General features: G+C 66.9%; 11 protein-coding genes. 6 read left to right on the forward strand and 5 right to left on the reverse strand.

Features of this window, described 5'->3' with window-relative positions; all coding sequences use genetic code 11:
* Positions 1 to 215 precede the first annotated feature (215 nt).
* Positions 216 to 1442 (forward strand): MFS transporter, encoded by a 1227-nt coding sequence (locus ABZ863_RS13390; protein ID WP_358534850.1) that lies wholly within the window; start codon positions 216 to 218, stop codon positions 1440 to 1442.
* A gap of 132 nt (positions 1443 to 1574) precedes the next feature.
* On the opposite strand, the gene ABZ863_RS13395 is transcribed toward ABZ863_RS13390, so the two are convergent.
* Both ABZ863_RS13395 and ABZ863_RS13400 read right to left on the reverse strand, forming a co-directional pair.
* Positions 1575 to 1844, reverse strand: coding sequence for a cyclophilin-like fold protein (locus ABZ863_RS13395; protein ID WP_358534851.1), 270 nt, complete (start codon positions 1842 to 1844; stop codon positions 1575 to 1577).
* A 133-nt stretch (positions 1845 to 1977) separates the two neighbouring features.
* Positions 1978 to 2880, reverse strand: coding sequence for a helix-turn-helix transcriptional regulator (locus ABZ863_RS13400; RefSeq protein WP_358534852.1), 903 nt, complete (start codon positions 2878 to 2880; stop codon positions 1978 to 1980).
* A gap of 177 nt (positions 2881 to 3057) precedes the next feature.
* Here ABZ863_RS13400 and ABZ863_RS13405 point away from each other — a divergent pair, with 177 nt between their 5' ends.
* A complete protein-coding gene (locus ABZ863_RS13405) occupies positions 3058 to 3180 on the forward strand; it encodes a hypothetical protein (protein ID WP_358534853.1) in 123 nt (40 codons plus the stop codon).
* A gap of 352 nt (positions 3181 to 3532) precedes the next feature.
* Here ABZ863_RS13405 and ABZ863_RS13410 read toward each other — a convergent pair whose 3' ends face one another.
* The 3 genes from ABZ863_RS13410 to ABZ863_RS13420 all read right to left on the reverse strand — a co-directional run bounded on the left by ABZ863_RS13410 (position 3533) and on the right by ABZ863_RS13420 (position 7998).
* Positions 3533 to 4048 carry an FCD domain-containing protein gene (locus ABZ863_RS13410; RefSeq protein ID WP_358535062.1) on the reverse strand — a complete coding sequence of 172 codons (516 nt, stop codon included), beginning with the start codon at positions 4046 to 4048 and terminating at the stop codon, positions 3533 to 3535.
* Between the two features lie 510 nt (positions 4049 to 4558).
* Entirely contained in the window at positions 4559 to 6253 is a 1695-nt protein-coding gene (locus ABZ863_RS13415) for an FAD-dependent oxidoreductase (protein ID WP_358534854.1), read from the reverse strand.
* A gap of 356 nt (positions 6254 to 6609) precedes the next feature.
* Positions 6610 to 7998, reverse strand: a complete 1389-nt coding sequence (locus ABZ863_RS13420; RefSeq protein ID WP_358534855.1) for an MFS transporter — start codon at positions 7996 to 7998, stop codon at positions 6610 to 6612.
* A gap of 291 nt (positions 7999 to 8289) precedes the next feature.
* On the opposite strand from ABZ863_RS13420, the gene ABZ863_RS13425 reads away from it, so the two are divergent.
* From ABZ863_RS13425 to ABZ863_RS13440, 4 genes are all read left to right on the forward strand, one after another.
* On the forward strand, positions 8290 to 9108 hold the full coding sequence (locus ABZ863_RS13425; protein WP_358534856.1) for an SDR family NAD(P)-dependent oxidoreductase: 819 nt from the start codon (positions 8290 to 8292) through the stop codon (positions 9106 to 9108).
* A gap of 69 nt (positions 9109 to 9177) precedes the next feature.
* Positions 9178 to 9642: a nuclear transport factor 2 family protein gene (locus ABZ863_RS13430; RefSeq protein ID WP_358534857.1), complete on the forward strand. Its 465-nt coding sequence runs from the start codon at positions 9178 to 9180 to the stop codon at positions 9640 to 9642.
* Between the two features lie 186 nt (positions 9643 to 9828).
* Entirely contained in the window at positions 9829 to 10374 is a 546-nt protein-coding gene (locus tag ABZ863_RS13435) for a nuclear transport factor 2 family protein (RefSeq protein ID WP_358534858.1), read from the forward strand.
* A 35-nt stretch (positions 10375 to 10409) separates the two neighbouring features.
* Complete coding sequence (locus tag ABZ863_RS13440; RefSeq protein WP_358534859.1) at positions 10410 to 12095, forward strand: FAD-dependent oxidoreductase; 1686 nt, start codon at positions 10410 to 10412, stop codon at positions 12093 to 12095.
* Positions 12096 to 12279 lie beyond the last annotated feature (184 nt).

Below are 12279 nucleotides of genomic sequence, written 5' to 3' on the forward strand. Positions count from 1 at the left end.
GCTCAGATTTGCGCAGCGGCGCTGTTTACGACTGCCACGTTAGGGAGCCCACGGCGGAGTCGGGAGTCCCTCTGAGTACCTCCATCAGGCGGGACTCCCTCGTCTGGACAGGACGTGGTGCCATGAATCCTGGGCCTCGCCGCGGCTGCCGAGACCCCGCCCTTCATCGCCTTCTAACCGGAAGATCCCCGTCCTTCGTCATGTCTGAGGAAACCGTGTCCGCAGAAACCGCTCGATCCGCCTCCGCGACGACTGGTCTGCCGTTCGTGACCTACGTCCTCGCCGCCGGGGTGTTCCTCATGGGCACCACCGAGTTCATCGTCGCGGGGATCCTGCCGGAGATCGCGGCCGACATCGGAGTGAGCGTCGCCGATGCGGGGCTGATGATCACCGTGTTCGCGATCGGGATGATCGTCGGTACGCCCCTGATGGCGATCGCGACCCTGAAGCTCCAGCGCAGGATCGCGCTCTCCCTCTCGCTGGTCGTGTTCGCGGTCGGCCATGTGATCGTCGCGCTGACTTCGAGCTTCCCGCTCGTCCTCGGCATGCGGTTCGTCACCGCCTTAGCCACCGGCGCGTTCTGGGCCGTCGCCGCCGTGGTCGCCGCGAAAGCGGCGGGGCCGGCGCTGAGCTCCCGGGCCCTGGGCATCGTGCTCGGCGGCGGGATGCTCGCCAACGTCGTCGGCGTGCCGCTCGGCGCGTTCGCCGGGCACGCCATCGGATGGCGCGGACCGTTCTGGGCCCTCGCCGTCCTCGCGCTGCTGGCCGTGGTCGCGATCCTCAAGCACGTGCCCGCCGACCCCAGCGACGCCCCGCTGCCGTCCTTGAGAGCGGAGGTCGCCGGACTGCGCGACGTCAGGGTCTGGCTCGTGCTCGCGGGGGCGGCGATCGTGTGTGGGTCGTCGCTGGCCGCCTACAGCTTCATCTCCCCGCTGCTGACCGAGAACACCGGAATGGCCGCTGATTCCGTGCCGCTGGTGCTCCTAGCCTACGGCGTCGGCGCGCTCTTCGGGTCCAACCTCGGCGGCCGGATCGGCTCCTCGCGCCCGTACGGCGTGCTCTTCACCTCCGCGGCCGCGACCTTCCTCGTGCTCGTCGGCCTGGCCGTGTTCTCCCACTCGCCGGCGGCCACTGTTGTCTTCGTATTCCTGCTGGGCCTGTTTGGCATGTCGACGAACCCGATCCTCATCGGCAAGGCCGTCGGATACGCCGACGAGGCTCCGACGCTCGCCTCCGCGCTGAGCACCTCGGCGTTCAACGTCGGCACCGCCGTCGGGTCCTGGATCGCCGGGTTCGCCCTCGAGTCCGCGCTCGGCGCGACCGGCCCGGTCGTCGTCGGCGCGACGATCGCGGCCCTGTACTTCCTGCCCCTGAGCGCGCTCGTCGTCAGGGACCGCCGCGCGGAGCGACACCACGCGGAGGACAGCCGCGTCGCGGGCTGAGGCCTGACGCGCCGACCATCCGCTCGTCGTGGATCGTGGATGCGTCATGAGGAGAAAGTTGCCCACCTCGCGCTCAGCGAAGCGGGGCGTGTCTTCCCCAGGTTCAGCTCAAGCGCGCGCCAGCGTCTCGTCTCACCCGTCGGCAGTGCTGCGGATCCGGGTGCCGTCGGGCACCGCACGCAGGTCCTCGAGGCGGTGGTCGAAGCGTCCCACGCGGACCAGTCCCGGCCACCTGCCCGGGCTGGCGTCGTAGAGGACCAGGCACGCGCCCGAGGCGTAGTAGCCGATCTCACCCGGCTGCGGCGCGTCCGCGCGCGGGACGCCGTCCAGGTTCAAGGAGCGCGGCAGATGCGCGAGCTTCTCCTGCCCGCCGAAGTCGTCGAAGCCCGCCTCGAAGGGCAAGCATCGCAGCGATCCGGTCGGCGGCGGGGTTGTCGTAGAGCTCCCCGGCAACCATGTCGTCGCCGAAGCGCAGGGTGATCTTCACGAGATGCATCCTTCCGAGGCGTGCAGGTCAGGCGGCTGGGGCCGTCTCTCAGCCGCGGGGCTGTGAGCGCGGATCGTACGCGGCATCCGCGGACGTCTCGTGTTCCTCGCTGGCGGCCCAGGAGGCGAGCAGCTGCATGCGCTCGACGGAGGCCGATCCGGGCTCGGCGGCGTAGATGGTCAGCGTCAGGCCGGGCTCGGCCTCCATCTCCAGCCCCTCGTAGGCCAGCGTCATCTCGCCGACGACGGAGTGGTGGAAGGTCTTGAAGCCCGTGCCGTGGTGTCGAACGTTGTGCGCCCCCCACAGGCGACGGAACTCATCGCTGCGGGTAGAGAGCTCGCCGATGAGGTCGTGCAGCTCCTTGTTGTGCGGGTCGCGGCCAGCCTCGGTGCGCAGGATCGACACGGTGATCTCGGCGAACGCGTCCCAGTCCGGGTAGAACTCGAAGGCGCGCTCGTCGAGAAAGGTGAACCTGGCGATGTTCGGCGGCTGGCCGGGCATGTCATAGGCGTCCTTGTAGAAAACCCGGCCCAGCGCGTTCGCCGCGAGCAGGTCCATGCGGCCATTGCGGACGAACGCTGGCCCAGCGGTGACCGCGTCCAGCGTCCACTGCAGACTCTGGTGCGGCGTCCAGCCCTTCGGACTGCGCTTCCGGGGCGGACGAGCGACCGGGCTGGCCGCGTGGGCCAGATTGAACAGGTGCGCGCGCTCGGCGTCGTCCAGCCGCAGCGCCTTGGCGATGGCGTCGAGGACCTCCGGGGACGCGCCGCTGATCGCGCCGCGCTCCAGCTTCGTGTAGTACTCGATGCTCACACCGGCGAGCGTCGCGACCTCGCTGCGCCGCAGGCCGTCGACCCGACGGTTCGTCCCCGCGGCGAGGCCGACCTGGTCCGGGGCCACCCGAGCGCGGCGCGAGGTGAGGAATTCGCGTACCTCGGCCCGATTGTCCATGCGCTCCACGGTAGGCCAGGAAGTTGCCCGCGAGGGAGACCCTCGTGTTACCTCCATCGACCGGGACTCCCACGCGGCGGGCGATCGTCGGGTTCGATGAGGGCGGACCGTCCGCCCGTCCGTGATGGGTCCAGCGACCGGGGACTGCGCTGAAGGAGATAGAGGAGCGACACGACCATGACCGGACCGGCATCCAACGCGACATCACGGTGGTGGAAGAGCGCTGTGGTCCACCAGATCTGCCCGCGTTCGTTCCAGGACTCGAACGGGGACGGCATCGGCGACCTGGCGGCCAGTTGAAACCGGCGTCAGCCCCGGTCCCGGGGGGGGGACCCTGACAGAGACTCCCACGGGACCCGCGCACCCCGTCTCCAGTCGGGTCGCCTACCACGACGCCTGTCAACTCGGGCACGCAAGTACGACCGTGACCTCGCTGGTCAAGTCCTCGACGGGCGCTTCCTCGTGCCGCGCCAGCGGGGTTGGTGCATCGTCCACATAGAACAATTCACGATGGATCGTCCCGGCCGAAACACCCTTCTCCAGCAACACCTAGCTTGCGGGTCATCATCGGCAACACCGCCGCCAATGGGGTCGTTCTTCGCGCTGCCGCAGCAACCTGTCACGTGACCGGGACAAGGCCACTGAGCGAGGTCTAATCGGTCGGCCGGGTGGTGGAGTATCTCAGGACGTAATCAAGATGCGTCGCCATGGCCTTCGCGGCAGCCTCTTCGTCCTCGTCCTTAATCGCGGCGAGGATCGCCATGTGCTGCTTGACGGTCTTGCGGCCAACCTCCTCCGTGACATCAAGGAACTGTGCAGGATGCGTCGCGTCGTGCACAGCGGCGATGAACGCGGCGAGAAGACGGTTCCCGGATGCCTGCCCGATCGTCGTGTGGAACGCGAGGTCGTACTCCGGGATTGCGGGGTCTTCGATCGTCGTGGTCCGCTGTCGCTCGACGATCGAATCCAGCTGACGAATGTGGGCGTCAGTGCGGTGGATAGCGGCGTGCCGAGCAGCGGGGACCTCGAGCACGCGACGAACCTCAGTCAGCTCCGGGATGTTACTGAGGTCAGGTAACCGGCGGATACCACACACCGGCGGAACCCGCCCGCACATGGGTGCGGTGACGTCGTGACGGTTGCTTCGACCGGCCGACCGCCAGCGCATCGACCATCCGGATACCTGCGCCAGCAGGATGTATGCGCGTGCCACCGACGTGACCGACGAACGATTCCACGGAGCAGGTCTTCGCGACTTGCCTCGCGAGCATCGGCAGGCTGGACATCTTGATCAACAAAGCAAGTGCGCCGCGGCGGGCCAAGATGACCGATCTCGATGAGGCTGCCGTCGGCGACTTCGACGCCCTCCTCGAGCGCATACGGGCAAGGCCGCTTCCTGGCGGCGACCAATGTCTGGCCGGTGGAGCCGCTGTCGGCCGACTCTCCGTTCCGGTGCTCGCTGCACTGGCACTCGGGCTCCCGGCGCACGAGTGCGTGGTGCTCGAGGACAGCGTCGCCCGGGGCCGCAGTCGATCGGCATCGGAGGCGTACGCCATCGACTACTCGGCCAACCGCAGTTCCGCTTCACCTGGCTCCACGACACGGCGCCCTCCGCTCGTTCGCTGGCCACAAGCGCCTCTCTGCAGCGGCCAACATGCGCCGCACGTCGCTCCGCGGATCAGGCCACCGGCGGTAGGGCCGCCCCGGACGCATGCATCGCAGCAAGGTAGCCGAAGGTAACCGCCGCGCCCAGAGTTGCCCCCGGACCGGGATAACTGGCCGCAGGGCCACCGTTGGAGCAGTTGCCAGCGGCGTACAGTCCCTGAATGGCATGCTCGTTCGCCGCCGAACAGACCCGCGCATCGGCGTCCACGCGCAACCCTCCCCGCGTCGAAAGTGCCCCGGCGTACATGCGGACGGCGTAGAACGGCCCTTTCTCCAGCGGGGCCAGACACGGATTCGGCGAGTTGCGCGGGTCTCCCCATGCGCGATCCCACCGCGACTCACCACGCTGGAAGTCCTCGTCGACACCCGCCAGAGCGAAACCGTTGAAGCGCGTGACTGTGGCCGACAGAGCAGCCGGATCGAGACCCGTCGCGCCTGCGAGTTCGCTAATGGTGTCGGCCAAGCGAAGCCAGTCCGGCAACTCCTCCCCCGCCGGCGGGACCTTCCAGGAGAGCATCGCGTACTTCTCCACACCCTGACTGTCGAAAATCAGCCAAGCTGGGAAATTCGAGTGCCAGCCGCCGACCTTCGAAGCGAAGTACTCGCCCGCGTCGTGATAGTTGACCGATTCGTTCATAAAACGAACGCCGGCATCGTTCACCATGAGGGTATGGGGCAGACTGCGGTCCTCTCGACTGCCCGCCGTGTTGACGACGGCGTTGCCAGACCCAAGCGGAATGTGCGGCATCCACCACGCGTCACCAAGTCCGGCTGTTTGCGCGCCCACCGCCATACCCATGCGATGACCGTCACCTGAGTTCGACTCAAGCTCACACGAGAACTGGATCTCCCTGGCAAGCCAGGACCGGCGGAGCCGCTCGTCGTTGGAGTACCCCCCGGTCGCGAGCAGAATACCGGCCGACGCGCGCACATTCAGCTCTTCGCCGCCTGACCGTCGAAGGCGGACACCAGTGGCCCGCCCGTCACACGTCGTCAGTTCCTCGGCTCGGACTCCAAGGAGGTACTCGACGCCGGCAGCAAGGCCAGCCCGCACCAACTGCGCCACCAGTGCCGCTCCTCGGCCCACCGACGCAGGGCGGGGCCGGGCATCTAGGTCATCCGGCGGTGGTGAGAACATGCTCGCGCCCGGTCGCTCAAGACCGGGAGGGTCCAGGTGCATCCGCTCGGTAATGTAGTCGCGGGGATCGAACGTCCACTCCGAGGTGTCGACCAGACGGATCCTCTTCGCCCACTCACCCAGAACGCCGAGGTCGGTCTCCGGCGAAGTCAGCCCGCGACCACCGACCTTCGCACCGGCCAGCCACGGCCGGTAGTCCATGCTGCCACCAGCGGAGGGCATGGGCACGAACCGGAGCCCCGCCCGCTTCTCCAGAAAGCGGATCGCCTCTGCACCGCGACCAGCGAGTGCGGTTACGTGCGCCGGATCCCCGGCCTCGCCGACACAGGCACGCAGATAAGAGAGGGCGTCATCGAGCGAGTCCTCCACCCCCACCTCGGACTCGTGATCGTTGTTCGGGATCCACACCGTGCCGCCGGACACTGCCGTCGTCCCGCCGAGAAGGGCCGTCTTCTCCACGACTAGGACACTCAGGCCGTTGAGCGCTGCGACCACAGCTCCGGTGAGACCTGCGGCGCCGCTGCCAATGACCACAAAATCGAACTCGGCGACCTTCGCCGCTGCGTTCATACTCCCGCGCTCCTTCCCACCCGCGCCGCCTCGCTCCCCGGCGGGTACCGGTCCACGGTGATGTTGATCCTGACCGTAGCGTCGACCTTGAATGTGCTCAACACATGAGTTGACTACCGGCGCGCGGCTGCGCGTTCGCGTCCCGACACGACGCACACACGGATGACCCTGTTTAGTCCACACGAGACACTAGCCTGAAAGACCGAGCCGATCCTTTCGGCTCGCAGCTGGTGCGCGGCACCGAACGCGAGGCAAAACCGAAAGGTCTGCGGGTTCTCCCAACGCTTGACGCCAGGAGAACCCACTGACACGTGGCGAACGCTTGTACGCGTTGCCCCACGAGCTTTCGTGCTGTGCTAGTGCGTGTCCGCTGGGGCTGAGGCGGGCGCTGCTCCCGCCTCCGGAGCACCGGCGTCTGAGTCGTTGCGCGCGGTGACGAGGTTGACGTTCCTCGTCTCTGGAGTGAATCGCAGCACGATCAGGCCGACGATCCCGGCAATGACGACCATGATGGCGGGCGAGGTGGGACCAACTGTCGCAACCAGACTTCCCGCGATCATAGGGGTGAAACCGCCGAACACCAGCGTGCCCAGGCTGTACGACAGCCCGTGACCGGAGTACCGACTGGAGGTGCGGAACAACTCGAGCATCGTCACGATGCTGCCGGACACGAATACCGATGTGGCCGACGCGAGCAGGAACTGACCGACAAACGCCCACCAGAACGAGGCCGTGTTCGTCAGCAACATCGCGGGGAACGCGGCCGCTGTCATGTACACCGCACCGATGTACATCAGCGGCTTACGGCCGATGCGATCGGACACTCGACCTAGGAGGGGCACCAGAATCGCGATCGACGCAGAGGCGAGTGTGTTCACTGTCAGCGCCACGTTGGAATTCATCTCCAGGTTGGAGACCATGTGCGTGTACATGTACGTGATGCCGAGGTAGTAGGCGATCAGGGTCGGCGCCAGCAGCAGGAACACGCGGAGCAGCGCGGGCCACTCCTCCACGAGCGTCGCCTTGAGCGGGTTCTTGCTGCGCTCCCCGTCCACCTTCTTGGCCTTGACGAACTCTTCGGGATCGCTCAACCGCATCCGGATCCACAGGCCAGCCCCCGCCAGAAGGGCTCCAAGGAGGAACGGCAGCCGCCATCCCCACTCGATGTAGGCGTCGTCACCGATAAGTCCGCGCAACGCGATGATGCCGAACCCCAGGAAAAGGCTGGGGAGGATGGTCACTGCGTAGATGATCGCGATCCAGAACCCACGGTGTTTGGCCGGCGCCGACTCCAGCACGAAGCTCAGCGCCCCGGAGTGCTCGCCGCCGGTGGAGAAACCCTGCAGCAGTCGGAAGACCAATAGGAGGATAGGCGCGACAAGCCCGATCTGCGCGTACGTGGGGAGGAGGCCAATGGTCCCCGTCGCGACGCCCATCATCAAGATGACGAGCGCCATGATGCGGATGCGCCCGTACCGGTCGCCCAGGTAGCCGAAAACCACGCCACCGAGGGGCCGCGCGACAAATCCGACGGCGAAGATGGCCAACGTTCCCAGAACAGCCGCGGTGGGATTCGATTGCGGGAAGAACAGCAGGGCCAGCGTCGGAGCTGTCACCGCGTAGGTCAGGAAGTCGTACCACTCGACGAAGGTTCCGACGGCACCACCAACGAGGCGACGGCGAGCTGATGGTTGTGAGAACGGCATGGCACTGGACTCTGTGCCAGCTGGATCGTTAGTCGCCATGTCTGTTTTCCTTTACGTCAGTGTGAAAGGGCTGAGGCGGCTGCCAGTGACGGCGAATCCACGCGACTGTTGACGAGGCTCGCAACACTAGTGTTGACTGCGATCCGTGGCAAGACCTGCGGTACCCCGGGCCTGGCCGATCCCGTGCCGGCCGCGCTGATCGCCGCGGCGACGGTGCACGAGCCGCGCTGCCCGACACCCCCACAGGGGGCGCGACATCTCGAGCGCCGAGGTCACCCCTCATCAGTTCAGCGAGCGATCGTTGCGATCATGAGCGGAAAGGATTCCAGGATGTCGACAGGCAGCGGAGGCAGCCAGCCTGCCAGCACACGGAGAAGCGCCATCGTGAGCGGCGGAGCCGGTGGCATGGGAAGCCTGACCTGCAGACGGCTCGCGACGCTCGGGTACTCCGTCGTCGTCGCCGACTCGAACGCCGAGGGCGTTGAGCGAGTGGCCGGCGAGCTTGCCCTCGACGGCCCCGGCCAAAGGCACGCGGGAGTCGCTGGCGACCTGACGACACTGGAAGCCAACCGCGCCGCCGTCGCCGCGGCAACGGGGCTCGGCATCCTGTCGGTGGTGGTCAACGCGATCGGCATCTCACCCAAGAACGAAGGGCGCAAGAAAGCGTTCTTCGAGATTACCCCGGACGAGTGGGACCGCATCATGGCGGTCAACGTCAGGGCACCGTTTCTGCTCATCCGGGAGAGCTTCGCCGCGATGCCCACGGATGGCAGCGGCTCCATCGTCAACGTCCTGTCGATCACGTCCAAAATGGGGACCGGCGGACTGCCCGACGATACCTTCCCGCCATTCAGCCCGTCGTCCGCCGCCTACGGCGCCTCGAAGGGGGCCCTGCAGAACCTCACGGCATCTCTCGCTCGGGAACTCGCCTCGCGCCGAATCCGGGTGAACGGTGTCGCCCCCGGCCATACGTCGACGGCCATGACAGCGCGGATCCGCGGGGAAGACAAACTCGTGAACCAGATCCCCCTGGGCCGGCCAGGACGCCCCGAAGAGGTTGCCGACGCGATCGAGTTCCTCGTTAGCGACAAAGCCACCTACATCACCGGCACGAGCCTGGACGTGAACGGCGGCTGGTGGACCTGCTGATCCGCTATCCATCCGGCAAGCAGCCGCCACATCTTTAGTCACGACCACGAATCGGACCGGGGAGACATCATGACAGACATTGAGGAACGCGTGCGACGCATCGAAGATCAGCTGGCCATTTACCAGGTGGTGAGTCGGTACGGGCCAGCAGCCGATGCCGGCGCCACACAGGCAGCGGTCGACCTGTGGCAGGCCGAAGGCAGTTACGAGGTAGACGGTGTCGGAAGCTTCACCGGACAGGACGAGATCGCCGGATTGCTCGAGTCCGAGCTCCACCAGAACTACATCCATCAAGGATCGGCGCACCTGCTTTCCTTTCCGCACGTGATGTTGAACGGAGACAAGGCGACCGCCATCAACTACGCTCAGCTTGCACTGTGCACAAAGGACGGTTTTCGGACAATCCGCATCGTCGCCTCGCGGTGGGAACTGGTGCGCACCAAACAAGGTTGGCAGGTCGCCAGCCGGACTAATGTCCTGCTTGATGGCTCACAGGCTGGCCGAGATCTGCTCAAGCGCGGCTTGCGAGTCTGAGCTCGAGGAATTTCTGCCGTAGTCCGCGTATCTAGGGCTGTTGCCGGAACCGACCCCGCAGCATGCTTGTTGGCACGGTTTGGATGGATTGTTCCAGCACGATAACTAGCGTGGCCGCAGCGTTGAGAGCAAAATCGGTCAACGACCTAGTTGACCAGATCGCGGCAGCCACGTTGAATGACATATGTGCATGACGGAGACCTAGCGGCACTGCTGGACGAACGCAGCATCAACAAGGTGTTGCATGCTTACTGCCAAGGCGTCGACAGGCGGGACTGGACGCAAGTGCGAGCGTGCTATCACGATGACGCGGTCGACAACCACGGCGCCTACGTCGGCGGCCCGGACGGGTTGGTGGACTGGCTGACCCGCCGGCACGAACACGTGCTGTCGTCCTCTCATCTGCTGACCAACGTGTCGATCCGGTTCAACGCCGACCGCACGCTGGCGCGCTCCGAAAGCTACTACCTGAGCCTGCAAGTCGTAGACGCGCCGGACGGAGATCCGTTCGCCGGCCATCAGGGCTGCCCGGTCTTCGTCCGCGTGCTCGGACGCTACGTGGACACGCACGAGCGTCGCGAATCCGCCGGATGGCGAATCAAGGTCCGCACTTGCATCAACGACCTGATGACGCGCGGCGCGACGGATGACTTCGTCCCGTTCGCCCCGACCTGGCCGACGCCTCGTCGCGATCGGACGGACATGCTCTACGACCCCTGGCCCGAGGCATGAGCCCGGGCCAAGCGGAGGACCGAAGGAGAACAACCGTGCCCAGCGCGAGCAAACCGGGATGGGACGAGGAGTATGACGTGGTCTGCGTCGGCTCTGGCGCCGGAAGTGTCACGGCGGCCCTGGTGGCCGCGGCGGCAGGTGCGCGCGTACTCGTTGTCGAGAAGTACCACGAATTGGGCGGGGTCACGGCACTGTCAGCTGGTCAGCTCTGGCTCGGCCCCAGCGCCCACGCCGCTCGCGCCGGCCTGCCCGACTCCCCGGATGAGGTGCTGGCCTACCTCGACTTCCTGAGCGCCGGGTTCGGCGATCTGGACAATCGCGGCGCCTACGTGGCGCGCGGGGGCGAGGTACTCGAGGCTCTCGCCGCCCACGGGCTGGAGCTGCAAGTGATCCGCGGCATGGCCGACTACTACTACCCCGACGCACCAGGTTCGAAGCCAGAGGGTCGCTATCTCGAGGTCGTTCCGTTCTCGGCCGACCGTCTCGGGACGTGGGCGGAACGGGTGGTCTGCCATGCGGGCGTGAGCACGGGCGGTATCGGCGGCAACCGGTTGAGCAGCATGGACCACATCGAATGCGGTGGGGACAGCGAGCTGCTCGCGCGGCGAGCCGCCGAGCGAACCGCCCGTTCCGAGCGAGCGCAGGGCGCTGGGATAGCCGCGAACCTGATCGCTCTTGCTCTCGACAAGGGTGTCGAGTTTCGCGTGAACACGAAAGCCGTCGACCTGGTCGGGACGGACCAGGTCGACGGCCTGCTGGTCGAGGCAGGCGATCGCCGGATCGCCATCCGCACCCGCTCGGGTGTCGTACTGGGCATGGGCGGCTACGACTGGGCGCCCGAGCTCGTCGAGGGTTTCGAGTACGTCCGAGGGATGCACAGCGTCACGTTGCCCACAGTGACCGGCGACCACTTCCGGCTCGGGGCGCGGCTGCGTGCCGCGATCGCTACGACCCTGCCGCAGGGCAAAGGTACACACTTTGGTGTGCACGTCCCCGGGGAGACCTGGGGCGGCAAGCCGATGTATCGGCACATGATGCCCGGCCTTCCCCACTCGCTGGTGGTGAATCAGCGCGGGCGGCGGTTCGGTGACGAGTCCTTCTTCCACAGCTACGTCGCCGCGATGTATACCTTCGACGGCGACCGCCAGGAATTCCCGAACTGGCCTGCGTGGTTCGTCTTCGACGACAACTTCCGGCGGAAGTACCGCCTCGGGCCACTGTCTCCCGGCGCACCGCTCCCGCCGGGGATGGCCAGGTCGGCGACGACGCTCGGCGAGCTCGCCGATCTGTGCGAGATCGACCGGGCCGAACTGACCGCCACGGTGGCACGGTTCAACGCCTTCAGCAGCACGGGCGTGGACGAGGACTTCGGACGTGGCAACCGTCCCTGGAGCCGCACCTGCCTGGGCGACCCGACAAGGCAGCCGAATCCGAACCTGGGTCCGGTTGACCGCGCCCCGTTCCACGCGATCGAACTCGGCCGGGTCGGCACCGGGCTGGCGTCCGCGGGACTCAAGACCGATGCGAGCGCCCAGGTGCACGACGTCGACGGCCGACTGATCCCCGGACTGTTCGCGGTCGGCAACACCGCCGCGCGACTGGAGTTCGGCGGTGGTTACAACAGTGGCATGGCCGTCGGGCGGAGCCTGGTCTTCGGCTTCGCCGCGGGCGAGGTGCTGGCCGCGGCGAAGCCGCCACGCCCGACCGGGGTGAACCAGTAGACGGGACACGGAGGCCAATGAACCCGCGGCTTCGCACGTCGCCGGCCACCGGTACCAATCGGCCGCAGGGCAGTGGGCGCGCTACCGCCAACACCAGGGACCTCGCCAACGCGCGCGACCTCACCGGCACCGCGCGGCCGGCAACACGGCGTGCCCGCGACCTGAAAGCGCCTGGCGCCGCGCG

Source organism: Saccharomonospora sp. NPDC046836 (genome assembly GCF_040645195.1).
Lineage (GTDB): Bacteria > Actinomycetota > Actinomycetes > Mycobacteriales > Pseudonocardiaceae > Prauserella_A.